This window comes from Pseudomonas sp. GW822-FHT04H02 (genome assembly GCF_058800645.1).
On record NZ_JBXAMM010000008.1, the window covers coordinates 202,880 to 225,005 of the forward strand.

The following is a 22,126-nucleotide window of genomic DNA, read 5'->3' on the forward strand; positions in this document are numbered from 1 at the left end:
TGTAATCCTATTTTAAGCTTTGAAGTTGAACCAAGGCATTGGATGCACTTTGTTTGAAAGCCACCATGTGCCAACGAAAGAGAAACATTGAGTCAGCATGAATGCTTGGGCTGCACCTACCAATCCGTTACGTTCTACCAGGAAGTACATCAGTGGAATGTTTATCAATCCAGTGATCAGGGTGATCAGTGCCAGAATCGAATTTTTATTTTCGAAAAAGACATAGTTGGTGACCATGTAGTAGCAGCCACCAAAGGCGAAGCCAATCGCAATGTAGATCACCAGTTCGCTTGAGGCCTTGAACTCGTGGCCCACCACGAAGCTCATGACCCATGGGGCGAGCAAGCCAAAGGTGGTGGCCATGACGAGCAGGAACACCATGTATAAATAAGAAAAGCCCACAATGCGCGAGCGCGGTATCTCTTCCTTGCTTGCCAGGTTTTTCATCAGCCAGGGTGCATAGACCTTATTGAAGGACTCGGTAACCAGGCCTATCACTTGTCCAAACTGCAGGGCAACCATGTAAAGACCTGCCTGTCCCACGTCAAGCAACTTGACGATGATGAGCCGGTCGGTGGCGACAATGAGCAGCCCGCCAATGACATGCGGAATCAGTGGAATACCGAACTTCAGCGCGTCCCTGCAGTGGGCTCGCCACACCACGGGTTTTCTCAGCAGGCCGTCTTTCCACAGCCAGAACAATCCGATTACGCCAAACAGGGCTATGGCAATGCTTTGTGCCAGTACCCGGCCTTCCCACGCCATGCCGACCAAAAGTATGAGCACGAGTGAACCGCCCGCGTTCAGAAGGCTTTGCGTGACTTGAAACGCACCATATTTTTTCGCCTCACCGGCAACTTGCCAGAGAGACAGGCGAATGTTACCGAGGAATTGGAAGCCTGAAACCACTACGGCGACCAACAGCCAGTCCATGGGCAGGCCAGTGATCGGTGCGAGCCAGGGCCGAAGGGCGAGGGTTATAAGGAAGATGGTCGTTGTACTGACGACCAGGATCCCCATGCATGTCACTACGTACTCGGCCAACTCTTCCTTGTTGAGCTGAAAGTAACGAACCCCAATGGCTCCATGGACGCTCAGGCCCGTGAATGCACTGATAATGCTCAAGCAAATGCCAAACATGGCGATGGTGCCGTAGTCCGCCGGGCTCAATACCCGGGTCAGAATGGGCAGGAGAAAAAATGGTATGGCCGCATTCAGGATATTCGCCCCGAAGTAAATGGCCGTGTTACTCACCAGTTTTCTACTGTCGCTCATTGATTCGCAACGCCAGCCGCTACCAGGCACTCAACGATCCTTACCTGATCTTCGATCGTCAGGTAGGGGTGCATGGGCAGGCTCATTACCTGTTCTGCAACTTCATCACCCAGAGGCAAACGGGCGCTACTGTCCGCGACAGCCGGTTGCTTGTTCAGGGGAATCGGGTAATGCACGGCGGTTGGAATGCCCTGTTGCTTCAACTTCGCCTGTACGGTGTCTCGCTCTTTTACCCTGATGGTGTATTGCGCGTAGACACTGGTGTTGTGGGGCTCGACGTAGGGAATCGTTTTGATACCGGCCTCAGTCAACAACTGTTCGTAAGTGTTGGCGACTTGTTGACGCAGCAGGATTTCCTTTTCAAAAAGCTCCAGCTTGGCCAACAGAATTGCTGCCTGCAGGGTATCCAGGCGGCTGTTTACGCCAACCCGGACATGGTGGTAGCGACGATCCTGTCCATGACGAGAGATTTGCCGGAGGATCACCGCCAGGTCATCGTCATTGGTGAACATTGCGCCGCCATCGCCATAGCAGCCCAAGGGTTTGCTTGGGAAAAAGCTTGTGCAGGCGATGCTCGTCAGATTGCAGGAGCGCTTGCCTTTATAGCTTGCACCGAAGCTTTGTGCGGCATCTTCAATCACCGGTACATGGTATTTGGCGGCGATACTGTTGATCGTGTCGAAGTCCGCACACTGACCATACAGGGAGACTGGGATAATGGCTTTGGTTCGTGGAGTTATTGCCGCTTCCAGGTGCTTTGGGTCGAGATTGTAGGTGCGAGGGTCGATATCCACGTACACCGGCTTGGCACCTAGCAGGGCCACCGTTTCTGCGGTGGCGATGTAGGTAAAACCAGGTGTGATGACTTCATCGCCGGGGGCAATGCCCAGCGCCATCAGGGCGATCTGCAGGGCATCGGTACCATTGGCGCACGTAATGCAGTGCTTGGCCCCTACTGATATGGCGAGCTTTTCCTCGAGCTCGGCAACTTCAGGCCCGAGGATGTATTGGCCGTGGGAGAGGACTCGCTGGATGCCTGCGTCGATCTGTTCTTTGATCAGTGCCTGTTGGCTTTTCAGGTCGATGAATTCGATCATGCGCAGCTCTCCTCCTTGCTCAATAGTTTCCCGTGCAGGCTGTAATGAGCCCCGGTATGTTCACAGATAGCCCTGGCCTGGCCTTCCACGGGCAAGTCCAGTTGCTCGCCGAACTCGCTCATCCAGCCAATTTGCCGAGCCGGAACCCCAACCATCAGGGCGTACGCAGGTACATCTTTGTTGACCACCGCGCCAGCGCCGATAAAGGCGAACTCGCCAATGGTCACGCCACAGACGACGGTGCAGTTGGCACCCAGCGTCGCGCCTTTTTTCACCAGGGTGTCCCGGTACTGGTTTTTGCGTTCAATCAGGGAGCGGGGGTTGTAGACATTGGTGAAGACCATGCTCGGCCCGCAGAACACGCCGTCTTCCAAGGTGACGTTGTCGTACACCGACACGTTGTTCTGGATCTTGCACTGGTCGCCAATCACTACCTTGTTGCCGACAAAGACGTTTTGCCCAAGCGACACCCCTTTGCCTATGCGCGCGCCGCCGCAGACATGGACGAAATGCCAGATGCGAGAGCCTTCGCCGATCTGTGCGCCGTCATCGACAATGGCGCTGGGATGAGCTTGATAGGGCATGGGAACCTCAGCGAGCCAGGTTGGCGAGGAATGGATGCCCTTCGCCGTCCTGCGACGTGACTGGCGTAGCACAACGGATAACCTCTACGGTTTCGACGCAGTGCCGCGCGTCCTCGATGCCGTAACCCTTGCCGTCCAGGATTGCCTGGTAGCTGACGGTGTGCAGATCGGTAAAACCTTCGGAGAACTCTATTTCCTGACCATCAACGGTGATCGAACGGTAGGTTGGCTTCTTTCCCTTGACGGCATCAGGCAGATCATTCTGGTCAATGGACAAGAACCAGCGTACTCGGGCGTTCTCATATTCCAGATACCCTGCAGCCTTGTAAGCACTGCTGTGGTGCACGACATTGCGCTGCAATTTGCCAAAAATGAAATGCAGCATGTCGTAGAAATGCACACCAATATTGGTGGCTACACCGAATGACTTGCGCTGGTCGCCTTTCCAGCTCTCCATGTACCAGTTACCACGGGAAGTGATGTAGGTCAGTTCGACTTCATGCTTGTGGGTACGCTTCTCGTTCTGGACTTTCTCTTTGAGGTCAATGATCGCCTGGTGATGGCGCAGTTGGAGAATGTTCCAGAGGCGCTTGCCGGTCTCGCGTTCGGTCAGGGCCAGGTCGTCCAGTAGGGCGATGGTTGGAACCAGTGGTTTCTCGCAGATGACATCGCAGCCCATGCGCAGGGCCGAAGTGATATGCGGATGGTGCAAGTAGTTGGGAGAGCAGACGGACACGATATCCAGTGCCTTGGCTGGATCACGCTTCAGGCGCCAGGCGTAATCGTAGAAACGTTCGAACTCGGTAAAGAACTCGCTTTGCGGGGAGAGACTGTCGATGATGCCGACCGAATCGTTGATGTCATAGGCACAAACCAGCTCATTACCGGTGTCCTTGATAGCTCGCATATGGCGTGGGGCTATGTAGCCGGCTGCACCAATCAGGGCAAAACGTTTCACTAGAACGCTCCAAATAACATTGTCTCGGATAGACCAGGACTGAAAAAATTAAGCCTTGATGATGTGGGCTTCAGGCTGGCGGTATTTACCACGGCTATCAATGATCAGTTTGGCGCTGGACTTGATCAACTCATAGTCAAACTTGTCGTGGTCAGTGGCTAGAACAACAGCATCGAAGCCGGCCAGGGTATCGGCAGTCAAAGGCACGCTGGAGAGGTTGAAATGGTGTTCGCGCATCTTCGGGAAGACAGGCACGTGAGGGTCGCTGTAGGCGACGATGGCGCCCTTGGCTTCAATCAGTTCCATGATCTCGACGGAAGGTGACTCACGCATGTCATCGACATTCTTCTTGTAAGCGATGCCCAGTACAAGGATACGGCTGCCCTTCAGAGCGCGGCAGTCATCATTCAGAGCATCCACGAGCTTGCTGACAACATACTCGGGCATGGCCTGATTGACTTCGCCGGAGAGTTCGATGAAGCGGGTATGCAGGCCATATTCCCGCGCCTTCCAGGTCAGATAGAAGGGGTCGATTGGGATGCAGTGGCCGCCCAGGCCGGGGCCTGGGTAATAGGCGGTGAAACCGAAGGGCTTGGTGGCCGCAGCGTCCACAACTTCGAAGATGTCGATGCCCATGCGGTCGGCGACGACTTTCATTTCATTGACCAGGCCAATGTTGACCGCGCGGTGAATGTTCTCCAGTAGCTTGGTCATTTCCGCAGCCTTGGTCGAACTCACCAGCACTACGCGGTCGATGGCCTGTTCGTACAGCGCAACACCTACCTCCAGGCAGCTTGCGGTATGGCCGCCAACCACTTTCGGGATGGTGCGTGTTTCAAAGTCGGGGTTGCCCGGGTCTTCGCGTTCTGGGGAGTAGACCAGGAAGATATTTTCACCGACCTTGAGCCCGCTTTCTTCAACGCGAGGCAGCAGTTCTTCCTCGGTGGTCCCGGGATAGGTAGTGCTTTCCAGTGAGACCACCTGACCGGCGCGCAAATAGGGCTTCAGCGAGTCAGTAGTGTTGATCACGAAGCTCATATCCGGCTCGCGATACTTGTTCAGCGGAGTTGGGACACACAGGATCAGCGCATCGCACTCACTGACGCGGCTGAAGTCCACGGTCGCTTCAAAGCCACTGGCGTGGGCTGCAGCAATCTTGCTGGCAGGAATGTGCTCGATATAGCTTTGGCCGGCATTCAACTGATTGACCTTGTTCTGGTCGACATCAATGCCCAGCACGCGAAAACCAATTGCGTTGTAGCGCAACATCAACGGCAAGCCGACATAGCCAAGCCCGATAATACCGATCAGAGCTTCTCTGCTCTTGAATTTTTCAATGCTTGCCTGTTTGATGTCTGACATCAATTAAAACTCCGACTGGACTTTCGTCTTAATATTGAATAAGTGTTTAACTTTAAGTTGTCGTGGGGCTGGAAGTTTTAATTTTATTAAGTAAAAAACAATTATTAAAACCCAAGTCTGCCTCGAACTAGATGCATAAGGCGGTCTCGGCCTCCAGCATGTCTTTCGCAAGGCTCCTCGCGTGAGCTCCGTTGGTGACAGCGCGGCACACTGAGAATAAATCGGTGGCCCTGATCGGCCTGGCACACCAGGCGTCCGCTGTCAGTCGTTCGCGGTTATTGAGGCAAATGCCGGATTGGCTGTTCCCACCTGTGCACGAGTGCAGGTTGGACGGGCCTATGAGAAGCAGATCGGCGTCAAAGCCGGCCATGGCAATACCGCTTTTGCAGCGAGAGGCTGCAGCGAATGATGCGGTCAAAACTTCTCCCCCCGAGTGCTGCATACCGCAGTCGCCGCCGAATCTGTCGTCATTGAACGGGACATTTTACCTGTATTCGGTGAAATGTCCGATAGCCTCGTCAAGGTCTTCGCCAGTTCGACGTCTGAAAGAACCAGGTCGTTGGCTCAAACTGTTGCCGGCAAGACGGCGTGACGAAGAGGTTTGTGAGCGGAGCGCTGTACTGTTCAAAAAGTGAACATCGGTCTGCAGGCCTTGTGGAGCCAAGGCTGTAGCGCCTTTCGCGCAGGTTATCCACAGGCGGCTCCACAGGGATTGGGGGTAAGCCGCTCACAACTGTATGACCATCTGATGTCACTGATCAAAAAACAGGCGATGGCCTTGAGGCCCCGTGGGACAAGGGCTGCAGAGGCTTTCTCCCAGCTTATCCACAAGCGGTTCCACAGTGGATGTGGGTAAGGCCTGCGGATGTCAGTAGCACCCTGACGATTCCCAGACCTTCTGGGCACTGTGGTGAAGAATGCCGTGGCGCCGGGCCAGGGCCTGGCGGTCCTTGCTGTAGCCGCCGCCGATCACGCCGACCACCGGGATGTCGCGGCCCAGGCAATGGCGCATGACCCGTTCGTCGCGTTCGGCCAAGCCGGCATCGGTGAGTTTGAGGTAGCCCAGGGCGTCGTCCTGATGCACGTCGACCCCAGCGTCGTACAACACCAGGTCCGGCTGGTACAGGGGCAGCAGGTAGTTGAGCGTGTCGTCCACCACGTTCAGGTAGTCGGCGTCGCCCATGCCCATGGGCAGCGGGATATCCCAGTCGCTCTGGGCTTTGCGCGCGGGGAAGTTCTTTTCACAGTGCAACGAGACGGTCACCGCGTCGGCGGTATGTTGCAGGATCCGCGCGGTGCCATCGCCCTGGTGCACATCGCAGTCGAATATCAGCACCCGGCCCACGCGCCCGCTTTCCAGCAGGTAATGGCTGATCACCGCCAGGTCGTTGAAGATGCAGAACCCCGCCGGGTAGTCATAGTGGGCGTGGTGGGTGCCGCCGGCCAGGTGGCAGGCCAGGCCATGTTCCAGTGCCTGTTCGGCGGCCAGCAAGGAGCCGCCGACCGCACGCACCGTGCGCCGGGCCAAGGCTTCGCTCCAGGGCAGGCCAAGGCGCCGCTGGTCCTCCCGGGACAACTCGCCGCTCATGTAGCGTTCGATATAGGCCGGGTCGTGGGCCAGGGCGAGGATTTCTGCCGGGCACAGCTCGGGGCGCAGCAGGTCGTCGTCCCGGGTCAGGCCACTGTCCACCAGGTGATCGCGCAGCAGGCGGAACTTGTCCATGGGGAAGCGGTGCTCCGCCGGGAACTCGGGGCTGTAGTCGTCGTGATAGATCAATGGCAATGGCATGGCATTTTCTTAGAGGAACCCGTGAAGGATCCTACCAGCGATGTAGACTTGCACCCACGGAAACGGAGGGTACTGATGGAGCCGATACTGCAACTCGAAAGCGCGCGCCTGCTGCTGCGTCAATGGCGCGACGATGATTTGCCGGCATTTGCGGCGATGTGTGCCGATCCGCAGGTCATGCGCTACTTTCCGGCGCCCTTGAGCCGTCTGGAAAGCGCGGCGCTGATCGGCCGGGTGCGCGGGCATTTCGCCGAGCATGGCTTCGGACTCTGGGCCCTGGAGCGTAAGGATAGCGGTGAGTTCATCGGTTTTACCGGTCTGGGCGTCGTGGGTTTCGAAGCGCCCTTCACGCCGGCGGTGGAAATCGGCTGGCGCCTGGCCCGCGAGCACTGGGGCCTGGGTTACGCCAGTGAGGCCGCCTGGACCGCCCTGCGCTGCGCTTTCGATCGTCTGGCGCTGGAGGAGGTGGTGGCGTTCACGACCCGGACCAATCTGCCGTCGCAGAAGGTGATGCAGGCCATTGGTATGCATCACGCTGCCGAGGACGACTTCGAGCATCCGAACCTCGCTGGCGATCACCCGCTGCGCGAGCATGTGCTGTACCGCATTACCCGCGAACAATGGTTGGAAACCTTGCATGGATAGCAAGCGCGCACGTTTAGAATGTGCCGATGAGGTGCGACCCCAATTGATTTGACCGCCGCAGCCGAGATTGCGCGGTTTTGCTCTGTGTGAGGAGAGTCTGAATGAGTCATGTGCTGGATGATCTGGTCGATCTGTTGACCCTGGAAGCCATCGAAGAAAACCTGTTTCGCGGTCGCAGCCAGGACCTCGGTTTTCGCCAGCTGTTTGGCGGCCAGGTGCTCGGCCAGTCGTTGTCCGCGGCCAGTCAGACGGTGGAGGAGGCGCGCCATGTGCACTCCATGCACGGCTATTTCCTGCGCCCCGGGGATGCCGCGCTGCCGGTGGTCTACCAGGTGGACCGGGTGCGCGACGGCGGCAGCTTCAGCACCCGGCGAGTGACGGCGATCCAGAAAGGCAACCCGATCTTCACCTGCAGCGCCTCGTTCCAGTACGACGAACAGGGTTTCGAGCACCAGAACAGCATGCCCCAGGTGGTCGGGCCGGAAAACCTGCCATCGGAGCTGGAGATCACCACCCAGCGCGCCCACCTGATTCCCGAGCACATGCGCGAGAAGCTGCTGTGCCCCAAGCCGATCGAAGTGCGCCCGGTGACCGAGAAGGACCCCTATAACCCGCAGCCCATGGATCCGGTGAAGTACGTCTGGTTTCGCGCCGACGGCGCCCTGGCCGACAGCCCGGCGCTGCACAAGTACCTGCTGGCCTACGCTTCGGATTTCGGCCTGCTGACCACCTCGATGCTGCCCCACGGCAAGTCGGTGTGGCAGAAGGACATGCAGGTCGCCAGCCTCGACCACGCTCTGTGGTTTCACGCCGACCTGCGTGCTGACGACTGGCTGCTGTATGCCATGGACAGCCCCTGGGCCGGAAACTCCCGGGGCTTCTCCCGGGGCAGCGTGTTCAACCGTGCCGGGCAGTTGGTGGCCTCGGTGACTCAGGAAGGGTTGATCCGCCATCGCAAGGATTGGGCATGAGTCTTTCAGAGATAAAACATTGGGTGTTCGACATGGACGGCACCCTGACCATCGCTGTGCATGATTTCGCGGCGATCCGCGAGGCGCTGTCGATTCCTGCCGAGGATGACATCCTCACACACCTGGCGGCCTTGCCGGCGGACGAATCCGCGGCCAAGCATGCCTGGCTGCTGGAACACGAGCGCGACCTGGCCCAGGGTTCGCGCCCGGCGCCGGGTGCGGTGGAACTGGTGCGGGAACTGGCCGGGCGCGGTTATCGCCTGGGCATCCTCACCCGCAATGCGAGAGAGCTGGCCCATGTGACCCTGGAGGCCATCGGCCTGGCGGACTGCTTTGCCGAGGCCGACGTGCTGGGCCGCGACGAAGCACCGCCCAAGCCCCATCCGGGCGGTTTGCTGAAGCTGGCCGAAGCCTGGGATGTCTCGCCGTCACGGATGGTCATGGTGGGGGACTATCGCTTCGACCTGGACTGCGGGCGGGCCGCCGGGACCCATACGGTGCTGGTCAACCTGCCGGACAACCCCTGGCCGGAGCTGACCGACTGGCATGCCCGGGATTGTGCGCAGTTGCGCGACCTGCTGTCGGCCTGAGGGCCCTGTTCGCCGGCAAGGCTCCCGTCGGAGCCTTGCCGGCGAAAGCGTCATTCCAGGCAGCGCCTTTCTTTACTTGAACACTGCCGCCTGCCCCTCGGGCGAGGTGAACATCCGGTCACCGTCATGCCCGACCCCGGGCACTTCCACCAGCCGTTGCAGCAAGCCTTGCGGATGACGCCGCACCAGGTAGTCGAAGTAGTTGTGCCCGCGAATCAACCGGTACGCGCCCTGGGTCTCGGCGGCGCAGCTCTTGTCCAGGGCGGGATGGTTGGGATCGGTGTCCTGCTGGCCCAGCAGGTAGGTGATGTCGCGCGTCACGTAGCCCTGTTCAAGCTGCGCCGGGGAATGGCCGCCGGCATAGGCCGGTAGCCGGTTCAGGCCGTACTTCCAGTCGTTGAAGCCCGGGCAACTGGCCGGTTCGAATGCCACCGGGCGCCATGCGTCGAAGTAGGCGTAGGACGACGGATTGGCGATCACGTAGCGCAGGCCGATCCCGGCCTTTTCCAGCTCGGGGTGGCTGCCGGTGCTCAGCGCATAGCGCTGCACCACCTGGGCGCCGCCGGAGTGACCGGCGATCACCACTTCCTTGAGTGCTGGAAAACGTTTGCGGTCTTCCAGGCGCTGGAGGATGGCATCGAGCACCGCATAGGAGCTGACGACCTGCGGGCCCACTGAAGGCTCGCCGGCCATCCAGCCATTGCCCTTCCAGCGCAGTAGCGCGTCTGGCAATTGATGGCGGGCGATGTCGCTCTGGTTGAGAAACTGCGGGGCGATCACCAGGGTTGTTGTGCTTTGCCCGGCCTGCCCGGCAGCGCTTTGCCCACTGTGCAGATACGTCTGGGCGTTGCGCAGCCGGCCGTGAACGATGATCAGGGCCCGCTCTACGCCCGGCAGCGGCTGGCGCCAATCCTGGCTCAGGCCCAGCGCCAGTTGCCCGCCCTCCAGGGGCAGGCGTTGCGGGCTGATGACCTTGACCCCCTGTTCCGCCGCCTGGGCGCCGCAGCCACCCAGGCACAGCAGCAGGGCCAGCAAGCGGCGCATCTACAGGCTCCTGGCGCTGAAGGTATCGCACTGGCTGACCTGGCCCTGGCTGAAGCCGGTCTTGAACCAGCGCACTCGCTGCGCCGAGGTGCCGTGGGTGAAGGAGTCCGGCACCACCCGGCCCTGGCCTTGCTGCTGCAGGCGGTCGTCACCGATGGCATTGGCGGCGTTCAGGGCTTCTTCCACATCCCCGGGTTCCAGCCAGTTCAGGCGCTTCTGTGCGTGATAGGCCCAGACCCCGGCAAAGCAGTCGGCCTGCAGCTCCTGGCGTACCAGCAGGCCGCCATCGCCTTGCATCTGCTGGCCTTGCTGGCGCGCGGCCTGGATTTTTGCCGAGACCCCGAGCAGGGTCTGCACGTGGTGCCCGACTTCATGGGCAATCACGTAGGCCTGGGCGAAGTCGCCGGCGGCGGAAAAGCGCTGGGCCATCTCCCGGAAGAAGTCCATGTCCAGGTACACCTGGCGGTCGGCGGGGCAGTAGAAGGGCCCGCTGGCGGAAGTGGCCGCGCCACAGGCGGAATTGACCCGGCCCCGGAACAGGATCAGCTTGGGCGGCTGATACTGGCGGCCGGCTTGCTGGAAGATCTGGCCCCAGGTGTCTTCGGTGTCACCGAGGATGGCGCGGACAAACTCTGCCTGTTCGTCATTGGCCGGTGGTGCCTTGCGTGCCTGGGTGGTGGCCGGCGCTGAAGTCTGCCCGCTCTGCTGGCCCAGCAGTTGCCCGAGGATCTGCAGCGGATCCTGGCCGGTGGCCCAGCCGATGCCGACGATCAGTACGATCGCCGTCAGGCTCAAGCCCTTGCCTCCACCGAACCGCATGCCACCGCCACCGCCGGCGCTGCTGTCATCTCGCGCGTCCACGACGTTGTCGCTGCGCCGGCCTTTTTTCCAAAGCATGGGGGTGTCCTCGTTTTTTCTGCTGGTCAGTGTTGCTGGTGGCTCGAACCGGCGCCAGTCCGGTCGTCAGGGATTTTTCTGCACGCTACCATGGCCCGGTTACGGATCGATCCGATCCAGGTGCATTCGGGGCTCCCTATTGAACATCGATACCCGCATCAAATTCCGTCACTTGGTGTGTTTTCTTGAAATGGCCCGCCAGGGCAGCCTGGCCCGGGCGGCCGATGTCCTGGCGGTGAGCCAGCCGGCGATGTCGAAAACCCTCAAGGAACTGGAAGAGTTGCTGGAGACCCGGCTGTTTGCCAGGAGCAAGGCCGGCCTCAGCCTGACCGAGGCCGGGCGGGCCTTCCTGCGTTATGCCGGGCCTTCGGTGCAGGCCCTGCGGGAAGGTGTCAGCAGCCTGCGCGGCGGTGAGTACGCCGCCGGGCTGGTGCGCATCGGTGTGCTTTCCACGGTGGAAAGCCTGCTGCTGCCGGAGGTGATGCGGCGCCTGCATCAGCGCCATTCGGCGCTGACCGTGAGTGTGCTGACCGGCCCCAGTGCTTACCTGCTGTCGCAATTGCGGGTCGGCGACCTGGACCTGGTGGTGGGGCGCATGACCGAGAGCCCGGAGATCCACGGCCTGAGCTTCGAGCACCTGTACAGCGAATCCATGACCCTGGTGGCCCGTCCGCAGCATCCACTGGCAACCGGCCCTCTGGACCGCGACGCGGTGAGCGCCTATCCCCTGGTGCTGCCCCTGGCCGGCACCAGCATTCGCAAGCACGCCGACAGCCTGTTCATCCAGTGCGGCATTGCCCCGTCGCAGCAGCGTCTGGAAACCCTCTCGGTGGCCCTGAGCCGACGCTACACCTTGTCCAGCGATGCGCTGTGGATCGCGCCGCTGGATGCCGTGCGCCTGGACCTGGCCAATGGTGAACTGCGGGAGCTGGACCTGGGCCTGCGCGAACCCGGTGGCTCGGTGGGGATTTCCAGCAATGCCAGCCTGCCTTTGTCCCTGGCGGCGCAATGGGCGGTGGAGGTGCTCCGGGAAGTGGGGCTGGCCTATCGCGAGGGCAGTTATCCATAACCATTTGGTTATTGATTGAGGGCGGCATTTCAATTTTCCCCGCTCCTGGTTTGTTTGAAACTGCGCCGGCTGCGCTCCATAAATCAAACAACAGGAGATCGACATGTCTGATGCAGACAGCAGTCGCTTCGTGATTCGCGACCGTAATTGGCACCCCAAGGCCCTGACCCCCGACTACAAGACCTCCGTCACTCGCTCCCCGCGCCAGGCGCTGGTGAGCATTCCACAATCGGTCAGTGAAACCACAGGCCCGGACTTTTCCCACCTGCGCACCGGGCGTTTCGACAACGACCTGCTGCTCAACTTCAACAATGGTGGCTTGCCCGTGGGCGAGCGGATCATCGTTTCCGGGCGGGTCTGCGATCAGTACGGCAAACCCATTCCCCATACCCTGGTGGAAATGTGGCAAGCCAACGCCGGCGGCCGCTACCGGCACAAGAACGACCGCTACCTGGCGCCCCTGGACCCGAACTTCGGTGGCGTCGGCCGGGCCCTCACCGACCGTGATGGCTACTACAGTTTCCGCACCATCAAGCCCGGCCCCTACCCGTGGCGCAACGGCCCCAATGACTGGCGCCCGGCGCATATCCATTTCTCCATCAGTGGCCCGTCGATCGCCACGCGCCTGATCACCCAGCTGTATTTCGAAGGCGACCCGCTGATCCCGCTGTGCCCGATCGTCAAGTCCATCGCCAACCCGGACGCGGTACAGAGCCTGATCGCGCGCCTGGACATGGGCGGCGCCAACCCCATGGATTGCCTGGCCTACCGCTTCGACATCGTGCTGCGCGGCCAGCGCAAGACCCACTTCGAGAACTGCTGAGGAGCCTGACATGCCTGTTCAACTGCTGCCTGAAACCCCCTCGCAAACGGCCGGCCCCTATGTGCATATCGGCCTGGCCCTGGCGGCCGCGGGAAACCCGCCGCGCCCCGAGGAAATCTGGAACCAGATGGCCAAGGCCGATGCGCCGGGTGAGCGGATCCTGCTGATCGGCCACGTCTACGATGGCAATGGCCACCTGGTGCGCGATTCATTCCTGGAGTTCTGGCAGGCCGACCACGCCGGGGTCTACGACCCGGTGTTCGATACGGAGAAGCCGTTCAACTGCTTCGGTCGCACCGCCACCACCTTCGATGCCGGGGAATGGACACTCAACACGGTCAAGCCCGGGGTGGTGAACAACGCAGCTGGCGTGCCCATGGCGCCGCACATCAACCTGTCGCTGTTTGCCCGGGGGATCAATATCCACCTGCACACCCGGCTGTACTTTGCCGATGAGCCGGAAGCCAACGCCCAGTGCCCGGTGCTGAACCTGATCGAACAGCCCCAGCGCCGGGAAACCCTGCTGGCCCATCCTTGCGAGGTGAATGGCCAGCGCGCCTATCGCTTCGACATTCGCATCCAGGGTGAAGGCGAGACGGTGTTCTTCGATTTCTGAAGTATCGCCAAGCCAGGGATGGCCAGCGCTCGAGAATCCGCCCCCTGACGCCACGCTGCGGTGTCAGGGGGCGTTTCGTTTCAGTGGTCGAAGTGGTCCCACACCGGAGCGAAATCCGGGCTGACCTGACGCTGGTCCTTGGGCAGGGCGGCGATCAGCGCCCGGTCTGCATCGTCCAGGTGGATCTTCAGGGACTCCAGGTTGGCCAGTTGGTTGGCCCGGCTGCTGGCCTTGGGGATGGCTGCCACATTGTCCTGGTCGAGCAGCCACTTGAGGGCCACCTGGGTCGGCAGCACGCCGTGCTTGGCGGCGATCTGCTGGATTTCGGCCACCTCTGAGACCTTGTTGCGCGCCAGCGGGGTATAGGCGGTCAACACCATGTCGCGCTCGCGGGCGTAGTCCAGAAGGCCGCTCTGGCCCAGCAGCACGTGGTACTCCACCTGGATCGCCGACAGCGGCGCGCCCAGCCCTTCGATCACTCGGCGCAGCAGGGCCAGAGGAAAGTTGGCCACGCCAATGTGTTTCACCAGCCCCTGCTCCTTGAACGACACCAGGGTTTCGATGCTGCGTTCCAGTTCCCAGTCGCTGGTGGGCCAGTGAATGTGGAACAGGTCGATGTAGTCGGTTTGCAGGGCTTTCAGGCTGCGCTCCAGTGAGTGGCGCATGGCGGTGGGTTGCAACTGGTCCCACCAGACCTTGGTGGTGACGTGGATCTGCTCCCGGGGCACAGGAGTGTTGGCCAGGGCCTGGCCCACCGCTTCTTCGTTGTTGTAGGCCTGGGCGGTGTCGATATGCCGGTAACCCAGTTCCAGTGCCTGTTCCACGGCGCGGGTGCATTCCTGGTCGAGCATTGGCCAGGTGCCCAGGCCGAGCTTGGGCATGTGCAGGCCGCTGTGGGTGAGGACGGGGCAGTCAAGGGTATGAGGCATGGGCAATCTCCCTGTGGATAAAAGAGCACAGCCGGTTGAGGGGCGAGTGACGATCCGGGCTGCGGGGGTGTTGCTGAAGGTTGGACAGCATTGGCGGGCGGAAAATGCCCGGAAAATCGATGCGGCGGGCAAGCCGTTATTTTGCGTTTTATGGAAGCGGGTTCCAAAAAATATACGAGCTCGGCTACCCTGCCACAAGGCGCCGTGCCGGGTACAAGACTCGATCGGCGCCGATTTCGGGCGGTAATCGAACACCGCCGCCCGGTTCCCCAACCGGCCGCTTGTCTCTAGAATCGGCCAAATTTTGTCGGGACCCGACCATGGCTGGCAGTCAAATCGAACGCGTCTTCAGTGTTCTCGAACGTCTTACCGCTGATCCCCGTGGGCTGCCGCTGCAGACCCTGGCCGAGCAACTGGAGATTCCCAAAAGCGCCACCCACCGCTTGCTGGCGGAGCTGATCCGCCTGGGTTATGTGCGGCAGAACCCGGACAACCTGCGCTACCAGCTGTCCACGCGGCTGGTAGCCATGGGCTTTCGCTACCTGTCCGCCAGCGGCGCCGATATCGTTCAGCCAGTACTGGACCGCCTGGCGGTCGAATCCGGCGAGCTGGTGCGCCTGGGCGTGATCGAGGGCGAGCGCCAGACCTGGATCGCCAAGTCCCAGGGCGCCCGTTCCGGCTTGCGCTACGACCCGGACATGGGCCGTGAGGCACCGTTGTTCTATACCGCCTCCGGGCATGCCTGGCTGGCCACCCTGAGTGATGCCGAGGCCCTGTCCCTGGTGGAGCGCCAGGCGGCCGAGCCCCCGACGGACCTGGGGCCCAACGCTCCGCGCTCGAACATCGAACTGCTGGAGCGCCTGCGCCTGGCCCGGGAGCAGGGCTATGCCTGGGTCGAAGAAAGCTCCGCCGTGGGCACCTCGGCGATCGCCGCGGTGGTGCGCCATCCCATTGATGGCCGGGTCGTGGGCGTGCTCAGCGTTGCCGGGCCCAGCGCACGCCTGCCTCTGGCGCGGCTGCACGAACTGGCGCCACTGCTGTTGCAGTTTGCCGAGGAACTGTCGGCCGCCAGCCAGGCGTCCGAGTTGTTCAATTGAGATAACGCCGCGGGGCCTTGCTTGGCGATCTGCCGCTGGGCCGGTGGTGGCCTTGATACCGCCGCGTCTGTATCACAGCCGTTCGCAGCCTGCGGCAGCGGCTACGTAGACCTCGACTCGGCACAAAGCTGTTCGATAATCGGACGGTATTTTTTATCCCTCTTGTGTGAAAGTGGAACTGAGTTCTAAATATTTGAAATTCAGTGTCCCTATAACAATCACAAGAGGATCTTCCATTGAGCACGCCACTGCGCATCGCCCTGATCGGCGTCGGCAATATGGGGCAGCAGCACTATCAGCACCTCAAGACTCTGGCCGAGGCCTGCCTCTGCGCGGTGGCCGATCCCGGCCCCCAGGCGGCGGCTGTCGCCGCACAATGGCAGGTGCCGCACTTTGCCGATCACCAGACCCTGCTCCGGGAAGTCCGCCCGGATGCGGTGATCGTTGCCAACCCTAACAACCTCCATGTCAGCACCGCCCAGGATTGCCTCGCCGCAGGCGTGCCGGTGCTGCTGGAAAAACCGGTGGGCGTGCATCTGGATGAAGTGCGCGAATTGGTAGCGGCCACGCGGACCACTGGGGTCCCGGTGCTGGTGGGGCATCATCGACGGCACAACCCATTGATCGCCCGCGCCCATGAACTGCTGCGCAGCGGCGCCCTGGGGCGCCTGACCAACGTCACCGCACTCTGGCAATTGCAGAAGCCCGAGCACTATTTCGACATTCCCTGGCGCCGCGAGGCCGGGGCCGGCATGTTGCTGACCAACCTGATCCACGACCTGGACCTGCTGCGCCACCTGTGCGGCGAGGTGCGCCAGGTCCAGGCCATCACCAGCAACAGCGTGCGCGGCTACGCCAACGAGGATTGCGCAGCGGTGCTGCTGCAATTCGACAACGGCGCCCTGGGCAGCCTGACCGGTTCCGACGCCGCGGCCGCGCCCTGGAGCTGGGAGCTGGATTCCGGGGAAAACCCGGTGTACCCGCGCCAGCCGGACCAGCCCTGTTACCTGCTGGCCGGGACCGCAGGCGCCTTGAGCATTCCCCAACTCAAGCGCTGGCACTACGCCGAAGCCGGGGCCGGCTGGCATGAGCCTCTGCTGATGGAGCAGGAGGCCTTTGACCCGGGCGAAGCCCTGCGCCTGCAGTTGCAGCACTTTGTCCAAGTGGCCCGGGGGGAAGTCGAGCCTCTGGTCAGTGCCGCCGATGCCGCGCGCACCCTGGCGCTGATTGAAGCGATTCGAGAGGCCGCCGCCACCGGCCGTGCCTGCACCCCAACCCTGATTGAGTGAAGAACGCATGAGTGAGCGGATTTTCTCCCTGGCCAGCCTGACCGTGCTGGAGCTTTCCCCGCCGCAGATGGTCGAGGTGGCGGCCCAGGCCGGCTACAGCCACGTTGGCCTGCGGCTGGTGCCGGCGACGCCGCAAGAGCACCATTTTCCCTTGGTGGCGGATGCCGATCTACGCCGCCAGACCCTGGCCCGGTTACGTGATACCGGGGTGCGGGTGCTGGATGTGGAAATCCTGCGGCTCAAGCCGCAGACCCGGATCAAGGACTTCGAGGGCGTGCTGGCAGTGGGCGCCGAGTTTGCCGCCAGCGAGTTGCTGGTGGCGGGCAATGACCCGGATGAAGCCCGCATGACCGACAACTTTGCCGCCTTGTGTGATCTGGCGGCGCAGTATGGCTTGCACCCCCATCTGGAGTTCATGCCCTGGACCGATGCGCGCAATCTGGAGCAAGCCGTGCGCGTGGTGGAGAACGCCGGTCGCAGCAACGGCTGCGTGCTGGTGGACGCCTTTCACTTCGACCGCTCGGGATCGCGCCTGGAGGACCTGGCCAAGGTGGCTCCGGCGCGGTTGCGGTATGCCCAGTTGTGCGACGTGGCCGGGCCGCGGCCGGACGATATGCAGGAAATCTTGCGCCAGGCCCGTAACGAGCGGCGTTTCCCGGGGGAGGGCGATTGCGATCTGGCGGGGCTGCTCAAGTGCCTGCCGGAAAACCTGCCCCTGAGCCTGGAGATTCCTACGGTGCAATTGCTGGAGCAGGGCGTGAGTGCCTTGCAGCGAGCACAGATGGCCCTGGACAGAACCCGGGAGTTGCTGGCTCGGATTTGAAGCCGCGCAGGCCTTTTCGCCGGCCTGCCGGCTCCTGCCAACTTCCGGTAGGGGCCGGCTGGCCGGCGAAGCCGTTTCTACAATTGCCCCAAGGAAAGCCCATGACCCGCAGCACGCCCCTTTCCGGGACCAACCACCCTTTCAAGGGCATTGTGCTGATCGTTCTGGCGACCTTTCTGTTCGCCAGCCACGATGCCCTGTCCAAATACCTCTCGGGATTCTTTCCGGTGATCATGGTGGTCTGGGCCCGTTACCTGATCCACACCCTGCTGATGGCCGGGATCTTCCTGCCGCAATCCGGCCTGCGGGTACTACGTAGCAAGCGACCGCTGCTGCAACTGCTGCGGGCTCTGTGTTTGCTGAGCACCAGCCTGTTGTTCACCTCGGCGCTGCTGTTCATTCCCCTGGCCGAAGCCACGGCGGTCAACTTTCTCGCCCCGGTGCTGGTCACCGCATTGTCGGTGCCCTTGCTCGGCGAACAGGTGACGCGCGGCCAGTGGCTGGCGGTGATCTGCGGTTTCGTCGGGGTGCTGATCATCGTGCATCCGGGCGGCGAGCTGTTCACGCCGGCGGTGTTGCTGCCGTTCTGTTCGGCGCTGTTCTTCTGTTTCTATCAACTGCTCACGCGCAAGCTGGCCGAGCATGACAGCCCCACCACCAGCAACTTCTTTGCCGGGCTGTGCAACACCCTGGTGATGACGGCGCTGGTGCCGTTCTTCTGGCAGACCCCCGGGTTCCTCCATGGTTTGCTGATGCTGGCACTGGGCGCCTGCGGCATGAGTGCCCACCTGTTCCTGACCCAGGCCTTTCGTCATGCGGCGCCGGCGCTGCTGGCGCCCTTCGGTTATTGCCAGATTGTCTTTGCCGGGTTGCTGGGCTGGTTGCTGTTCGGCCACGCGCCGTCGTTGATCACCCAGGTGGGCATCGCCGTGATCTGCCTCAGCGGGCTGGCGGCGGCCTGGCAGCAACGCCACCGCTGAGACGGCTCAAAAGCGCAAGCGCACCACCAGGTTCTGCAGGCCGGCCGCCAGGTGCGACAGCTCCTGGCTGGTGGCGTTGGTGCGGGTGGCGGCGTCGGCGCTTTCCAGGGACAGGTCGCGGATGTTCAGCAGGTTGCGGTCCACTTCACGGGCCACCTGGGCCTGTTCTTCCGAGGCACTGGCGATCACCAGGTTGCGCTCGTGGATCTGTTCCATGGCCCGGGTGATTTCCCCCAGGGCCAGCCCGGCCTGCTCGGCGATGGACAGGGTCTGGGCCACCCGCTGACTGTTGCCGTGCATGGACTGCACCACGCTGTCGGTGTCGCCCTGGACCCGGCCGATCATCTGTTCGATTTCCTGGGTCGACTGCTGGGTGCGATGGGCCAGGGCCCGCACTTCGTCTGCCACTACGGCAAAACCACGGCCGGCTTCCCCAGCCCGCGCGGCCTCGATGGCGGCGTTCAGGGCCAGCAGGTTGGTCTGTTCGGCAATGGCGCGGATCACGTCCAGCACCTTGCCGATTTCCCGTGACTGCTCGGCCAGGGTCTGCACTTGCTGCAGGGCGATGCCGACATCGCTGCTCATGGCCTGGATCGCGTCCAGGGTCTGGGTCACCCGGGCTTGCCCCTGGGTGGCCTGGGCGGTGGACTGGCGGGTGGTGTCGGAGGTGGACACTGCGTTGCGTGCCACTTCCTCGACGGCCGCGGTCATCTCGTTGACGGCCGTGGCTGCTTGCTCGATTTCGTTGTGTTGCTGCTGCAGCCGGCTGGAGTCCTGATAAGTGCTCTGGCTCATCTGTTGCGCGGCGGCGGCCAGTTGGGTCGAGGTGCTGCTGATCAGTTGCAGGGTTTCACGCAGGCTGGCCTGCATCCTGGCCAGGGCCTTGAGCAGGCGCGCGGTTTCATCGCTGCCCTCGCAGTGGATGGGGCGGCCGAGATCGCCGGCGGCCACTTGCTCGGCCACGCTCACAGCCTGGCGGATGGGCACGACGATGCTGCGAATCAACAGCCAGGCCAGGCACAGGGTCAGCAGGGCGACGGCGATCAGGGCGCCGATCACCGTGATTTTTACTTGGGTGTACAGCGCGTCGGCATGCTGCGCCGACTGGCTGACTTCCTCGGCAGTCAGGTTCATCAGCTCGGTGAACTGGTCGCCGGTCTGGGTCGAGTAATCCTGGATCTTGCCGTTGAGCAGCGCTGTCATCTCGCTGCTGCGGTTGTCCCGGGACAGGGCTTCGTACTGGGCCAGGGCCTGTTGGTAGCTCTTGACCGTGGCGAGGAATGCTTCGTATGGCACCCGATTGTGATCGCCCACCAGCGGCGCGAACCTGGCCAGGGCCTGGTCGAGCCAGGCTTGTACCTGATGCAGGCGGGCAATGGTGCTTTCCAGCACTTGCGGTTCACGGTTGAGGGCCATGCGCAGGCTCAGCACGCGGATGCTCAACACGTAGTCGCGCACTTCTCCCAGGTAGCGGGTGCTGGGCAGGGAAATGTTTTCGGTGTGTTGGCCGGTGGCGCGGACTTCGGCCACTTGCTTGAGGGCGAACAGCCCCTGCAGCAGGACCAGCAGGGCAATCACGCCGAAGCTGATCACGGCGCGTTGGGCGATGCTCAGGTTACCGAGCGTCATGGGACGATCTCCGAGTCTGGAAAAACAAAAGGGGGGGAGGGCGAGCAGATAAAAAAACGCAGGCCCGGAGTGGGCCTGCGTGAAAGGAGCATCAGTCTTCTACGCGGGGAATCTTGCGCGGGGCCATGAAGTACATCCAGGTCAGGGCAATGAAGTACATCGCCGGGATCAGGGTGAACAGCAGGGTGTAGTTGTTGTTGGTCACGGTCAGGATGTGGCCGACGATCTGGGTCATGAACATGCCGCCGATGGCCGCGCACATGCCGCCGAAGCCGAACACTGTGCTCATCATGTGCTTGGGCGTGTAGTCCATCACCAGGCTCCAGATGTTGGCGGTCCAGGCCTGGTGCGCGCCGATCCCCAGGGAGATGGCGAACACGGCCAGCCACAGGTTGGCGGTGCCGGCGGCCATGATCACGCCGATGATGCAGCAGGCGAACAGGAACATCGACAGCAGCCGCGCCTTGATCGGGTTCATGCCGCGCCCGATCAGGAACGAAGAGAGGATGCCGCCGCCGACGCTGCCGAAGTCGGCGGTCAGGTAGATGATGATCAGCGGGATGCCCATCTGGGTCACGTTGATGCCCAGGTTGTACTGCTGGTTGAGGAACGGCGGCAGCCAGTACAGGTAGAACCAGAACACCGGCGCGGTCATCGCATAGGCCAGGGCGAAGGCCCAGGTGCCGCGCATGCGCAGGATGCGGCTGAAGGGCACGCGGGTTTCTTCCGGCTCCACCTGTTGCTGGATGTAGGCCAGCTCGGAGGCTTTGACGCTTGGATGATCTTCAGGGTTGAAGTACTTCAGGCCCCAGAACAGCAGCCAGATGCCACCCAGCGCGGCCATGCACAGGAACGCGGCCTGCCAGCCCCAGGCGTGGAGGATCAGCGGCAGCAGCATGGGCGTGAACATTGCGCCGACGTTGGTCCCGGCGTTGAAGATCCCGGTGGCCACGGCCCGTTCGCCGGCCGGGAACCACAGCCGCGTGGTCTTCACGCAGGCCGGGTAGTTGGCGGCTTCGGTGAGCCCGAGAATGAACCGGCAGACCATGAAGCCTGCCGCCGAAGTGGCCAGGCCGTGGGCGCCGGTGGCCAGGCTCCACAACAGCACGGCGAAGAAGAACACCCGCTTCACCCCAACCCGGTCGATCAGGCGGCCCTGGAGCACGAAGCCCACGGCGTAGCCGACCTGGAACCAGAAGTTGATGTTGGCGTAGTCCATCGCCGTCCAGTTCATTTCCTTGGCCAGGATCGGCTGCATCACGCCCAGTGCGGCGCGATCTATGTAGTTCAGGGTGGTGGCGAAGAACACCAGGGCGAGCATGCCCCAGCGGGTCTTGCCGACCGCCATGGCGCCGCGGATCTTGTCGCCGATGCCGCCGGCAACGCTGAGGCTCGGGGCGATGCGAGAGCTTTGGGAAGGAGTCATGTGGGCCATCCGTTCAGTGACTGGCGAGCCGGGGCTCGTCGGAACTCAAGGGCGCGTGATCAACCGTCGGCGGGGGCATGGCAGCCCGGGAACCTGCGGGTTGATCGGCTGGGGCGGCGCGTCGCTGCGGCAGATGCCGGGCAGGCGAACGCCATCGGGTCGGCTGCAGCTCAGGGCTGTAGCGCGGCGTATTCCAGGGTGCCGGTTGAGGCCGTTGGCGGTATCAGCCAAAG

Annotated in this window: 21 protein-coding genes and 1 pseudogene; 10 read left to right on the forward strand and 12 right to left on the reverse strand. The window is 62.1% G+C overall.

Annotated elements, in window-relative coordinates; all coding sequences use genetic code 11:
• Positions 1 to 12: 12 nt before the first annotated feature.
• From AC1RMG_RS29130 to AC1RMG_RS29155, 6 genes are all read right to left on the reverse strand, one after another.
• Positions 13 to 1,305 (reverse strand): lipopolysaccharide biosynthesis protein, encoded by a 1,293-nt coding sequence (locus tag AC1RMG_RS29130; RefSeq protein ID WP_194237529.1) that lies wholly within the window; start codon positions 1,303 to 1,305, stop codon positions 13 to 15.
• Entirely contained in the window at positions 1,272 to 2,372 is a 1,101-nt protein-coding gene (locus AC1RMG_RS29135) for a DegT/DnrJ/EryC1/StrS family aminotransferase (protein WP_078471694.1), read from the reverse strand. Before AC1RMG_RS29135 ends, AC1RMG_RS29130 begins: the two co-directional genes overlap by 34 nt.
• Positions 2,369 to 2,956, reverse strand: a complete 588-nt coding sequence (gene wbpD, locus AC1RMG_RS29140) for a UDP-2-acetamido-3-amino-2,3-dideoxy-D-glucuronate N-acetyltransferase (RefSeq protein ID WP_125062945.1) — start codon at positions 2,954 to 2,956, stop codon at positions 2,369 to 2,371. The genes AC1RMG_RS29135 and wbpD overlap by 4 nt, the downstream gene beginning before the upstream one ends.
• Before the next feature lie 7 nt (positions 2,957 to 2,963).
• Positions 2,964 to 3,914, reverse strand: a complete 951-nt coding sequence (locus tag AC1RMG_RS29145) for a Gfo/Idh/MocA family protein (protein WP_125062944.1) — start codon at positions 3,912 to 3,914, stop codon at positions 2,964 to 2,966.
• Positions 3,915 to 3,962: 48 nt separating this feature from the next.
• A complete protein-coding gene (wbpA, locus tag AC1RMG_RS29150; protein WP_125062943.1) occupies positions 3,963 to 5,276 on the reverse strand; it encodes a UDP-N-acetyl-D-glucosamine 6-dehydrogenase in 1,314 nt (437 codons plus the stop codon).
• An 868-nt stretch (positions 5,277 to 6,144) separates the two neighbouring features.
• Complete coding sequence (locus AC1RMG_RS29155; protein ID WP_493170840.1) at positions 6,145 to 7,065, reverse strand: histone deacetylase family protein; 921 nt, start codon at positions 7,063 to 7,065, stop codon at positions 6,145 to 6,147.
• 75 nt (positions 7,066 to 7,140) lie between these two features.
• On the opposite strand from AC1RMG_RS29155, the gene AC1RMG_RS29160 reads away from it, so the two are divergent.
• The 3 genes from AC1RMG_RS29160 (at position 7,141) to AC1RMG_RS29170 (ending at position 9,271) form a co-directional block, all read left to right on the forward strand.
• Positions 7,141 to 7,710, forward strand: coding sequence for a GNAT family N-acetyltransferase (locus tag AC1RMG_RS29160; protein WP_210713680.1), 570 nt, complete (start codon positions 7,141 to 7,143; stop codon positions 7,708 to 7,710).
• Between the two features lie 101 nt (positions 7,711 to 7,811).
• Positions 7,812 to 8,681, forward strand: coding sequence for an acyl-CoA thioesterase II (gene tesB, locus AC1RMG_RS29165; protein ID WP_011063621.1), 870 nt, complete (start codon positions 7,812 to 7,814; stop codon positions 8,679 to 8,681).
• Positions 8,678 to 9,271 (forward strand): HAD family hydrolase, encoded by a 594-nt coding sequence (locus AC1RMG_RS29170; RefSeq protein ID WP_410036943.1) that lies wholly within the window; start codon positions 8,678 to 8,680, stop codon positions 9,269 to 9,271. The genes tesB and AC1RMG_RS29170 overlap by 4 nt, the downstream gene beginning before the upstream one ends.
• 72 nt (positions 9,272 to 9,343) lie before the next feature.
• Here the strand turns inward: AC1RMG_RS29170 and AC1RMG_RS29175 are convergent, their stop codons facing one another.
• Both AC1RMG_RS29175 and ypfJ read right to left on the reverse strand, forming a co-directional pair.
• The gene (locus AC1RMG_RS29175) at positions 9,344 to 10,315 is read right to left on the reverse strand and encodes an alpha/beta hydrolase (RefSeq protein WP_493170842.1); all 972 of its coding nucleotides are present in this window, start codon (positions 10,313 to 10,315) and stop codon (positions 9,344 to 9,346) included.
• Positions 10,316 to 11,212: a KPN_02809 family neutral zinc metallopeptidase gene (ypfJ, locus tag AC1RMG_RS29180; RefSeq protein ID WP_011063618.1), complete on the reverse strand. Its 897-nt coding sequence runs from the start codon at positions 11,210 to 11,212 to the stop codon at positions 10,316 to 10,318.
• 139 nt (positions 11,213 to 11,351) lie between these two features.
• Between ypfJ and pcaQ the strand changes: the two genes are divergently transcribed.
• From pcaQ to pcaG, 3 genes are all read left to right on the forward strand, one after another.
• Complete coding sequence (pcaQ, locus tag AC1RMG_RS29185) at positions 11,352 to 12,281, forward strand: pca operon transcription factor PcaQ (protein WP_493170844.1); 930 nt, start codon at positions 11,352 to 11,354, stop codon at positions 12,279 to 12,281.
• A 103-nt stretch (positions 12,282 to 12,384) separates the two neighbouring features.
• Positions 12,385 to 13,104 (forward strand): protocatechuate 3,4-dioxygenase subunit beta, encoded by a 720-nt coding sequence (pcaH, locus tag AC1RMG_RS29190; protein ID WP_011063616.1) that lies wholly within the window; start codon positions 12,385 to 12,387, stop codon positions 13,102 to 13,104.
• 10 nt (positions 13,105 to 13,114) lie between these two features.
• Positions 13,115 to 13,720 (forward strand): protocatechuate 3,4-dioxygenase subunit alpha, encoded by a 606-nt coding sequence (pcaG, locus tag AC1RMG_RS29195; RefSeq protein ID WP_015637137.1) that lies wholly within the window; start codon positions 13,115 to 13,117, stop codon positions 13,718 to 13,720.
• An 80-nt stretch (positions 13,721 to 13,800) separates the two neighbouring features.
• Here the strand turns inward: pcaG and AC1RMG_RS29200 are convergent, their stop codons facing one another.
• Positions 13,801 to 14,649: an aldo/keto reductase gene (locus tag AC1RMG_RS29200; protein ID WP_065363636.1), complete on the reverse strand. Its 849-nt coding sequence runs from the start codon at positions 14,647 to 14,649 to the stop codon at positions 13,801 to 13,803.
• Between the two features lie 320 nt (positions 14,650 to 14,969).
• On the opposite strand from AC1RMG_RS29200, the gene AC1RMG_RS29205 reads away from it, so the two are divergent.
• From AC1RMG_RS29205 to AC1RMG_RS29220, 4 genes are all read left to right on the forward strand, one after another.
• Positions 14,970 to 15,746 (forward strand): IclR family transcriptional regulator, encoded by a 777-nt coding sequence (locus tag AC1RMG_RS29205; RefSeq protein ID WP_011063613.1) that lies wholly within the window; start codon positions 14,970 to 14,972, stop codon positions 15,744 to 15,746.
• Positions 15,747 to 15,982: 236 nt separating this feature from the next.
• The gene (locus tag AC1RMG_RS29210; RefSeq protein ID WP_103290672.1) at positions 15,983 to 17,035 is read left to right on the forward strand and encodes a Gfo/Idh/MocA family protein; all 1,053 of its coding nucleotides are present in this window, start codon (positions 15,983 to 15,985) and stop codon (positions 17,033 to 17,035) included.
• Between the two features lie 7 nt (positions 17,036 to 17,042).
• A complete protein-coding gene (locus AC1RMG_RS29215) occupies positions 17,043 to 17,858 on the forward strand; it encodes a sugar phosphate isomerase/epimerase family protein (protein WP_220223315.1) in 816 nt (271 codons plus the stop codon).
• Between the two features lie 101 nt (positions 17,859 to 17,959).
• On the forward strand, positions 17,960 to 18,838 hold the full coding sequence (locus tag AC1RMG_RS29220) for a DMT family transporter (RefSeq protein ID WP_210458035.1): 879 nt from the start codon (positions 17,960 to 17,962) through the stop codon (positions 18,836 to 18,838).
• A 6-nt stretch (positions 18,839 to 18,844) separates the two neighbouring features.
• On the opposite strand, the gene AC1RMG_RS29225 is transcribed toward AC1RMG_RS29220, so the two are convergent.
• From AC1RMG_RS29225 to AC1RMG_RS29235, 3 genes and pseudogenes are all read right to left on the reverse strand, one after another.
• A complete protein-coding gene (locus AC1RMG_RS29225) occupies positions 18,845 to 19,708 on the reverse strand; it encodes a methyl-accepting chemotaxis protein (protein WP_390897084.1) in 864 nt (287 codons plus the stop codon).
• Positions 19,700 to 20,467, reverse strand: a pseudogene (locus tag AC1RMG_RS29230) (MCP four helix bundle domain-containing protein); the annotation flags it as partial. The pseudogene AC1RMG_RS29230 and the gene AC1RMG_RS29225, both read right to left, overlap by 9 nt.
• Positions 20,468 to 20,558: 91 nt before the next feature.
• The gene (locus AC1RMG_RS29235) at positions 20,559 to 21,893 is read right to left on the reverse strand and encodes an MFS transporter (protein WP_011063608.1); all 1,335 of its coding nucleotides are present in this window, start codon (positions 21,891 to 21,893) and stop codon (positions 20,559 to 20,561) included.
• Positions 21,894 to 22,126: the final 233 nt, after the last annotated feature.

Excerpts from the sequence above, each read along its gene's own strand:
- AC1RMG_RS29135 (WP_078471694.1), bottom strand. The coding sequence starts at position 2,372 with ATGATCGAATTCATCGACCTGAAAAGCCAACAGGCACTGATCAAAGAA.
- wbpD (WP_125062945.1), bottom strand. The coding sequence starts at position 2,956 with ATGCCCTATCAAGCTCATCCCAGCGCCATTGTCGATGACGGCGCACAG.
- wbpA (WP_125062943.1), bottom strand. The coding sequence starts at position 5,276 with ATGTCAGACATCAAACAGGCAAGCATTGAAAAATTCAAGAGCAGAGAA.
- AC1RMG_RS29155 (WP_493170840.1), bottom strand. The coding sequence starts at position 7,065 with ATGCCATTGCCATTGATCTATCACGACGACTACAGCCCCGAGTTCCCG.
- AC1RMG_RS29160 (WP_210713680.1), top strand. The coding sequence starts at position 7,141 with ATGGAGCCGATACTGCAACTCGAAAGCGCGCGCCTGCTGCTGCGTCAA.
- tesB (WP_011063621.1), top strand. The coding sequence starts at position 7,812 with ATGAGTCATGTGCTGGATGATCTGGTCGATCTGTTGACCCTGGAAGCC.
- AC1RMG_RS29170 (WP_410036943.1), top strand. The coding sequence starts at position 8,678 with ATGAGTCTTTCAGAGATAAAACATTGGGTGTTCGACATGGACGGCACC.
- AC1RMG_RS29175 (WP_493170842.1), bottom strand. The coding sequence starts at position 10,315 with ATGCGCCGCTTGCTGGCCCTGCTGCTGTGCCTGGGTGGCTGCGGCGCC.
- ypfJ (WP_011063618.1), bottom strand. The coding sequence starts at position 11,212 with ATGCTTTGGAAAAAAGGCCGGCGCAGCGACAACGTCGTGGACGCGCGA.
- pcaH (WP_011063616.1), top strand. The coding sequence starts at position 12,385 with ATGTCTGATGCAGACAGCAGTCGCTTCGTGATTCGCGACCGTAATTGG.
- pcaG (WP_015637137.1), top strand. The coding sequence starts at position 13,115 with ATGCCTGTTCAACTGCTGCCTGAAACCCCCTCGCAAACGGCCGGCCCC.
- AC1RMG_RS29200 (WP_065363636.1), bottom strand. The coding sequence starts at position 14,649 with ATGCCTCATACCCTTGACTGCCCCGTCCTCACCCACAGCGGCCTGCAC.
- AC1RMG_RS29205 (WP_011063613.1), top strand. The coding sequence starts at position 14,970 with ATGGCTGGCAGTCAAATCGAACGCGTCTTCAGTGTTCTCGAACGTCTT.
- AC1RMG_RS29215 (WP_220223315.1), top strand. The coding sequence starts at position 17,043 with ATGAGTGAGCGGATTTTCTCCCTGGCCAGCCTGACCGTGCTGGAGCTT.
- AC1RMG_RS29220 (WP_210458035.1), top strand. The coding sequence starts at position 17,960 with ATGACCCGCAGCACGCCCCTTTCCGGGACCAACCACCCTTTCAAGGGC.
- AC1RMG_RS29225 (WP_390897084.1), bottom strand. The coding sequence starts at position 19,708 with ATGCAGGCCAGCCTGCGTGAAACCCTGCAACTGATCAGCAGCACCTCG.
- AC1RMG_RS29235 (WP_011063608.1), bottom strand. The coding sequence starts at position 21,893 with ATGACTCCTTCCCAAAGCTCTCGCATCGCCCCGAGCCTCAGCGTTGCC.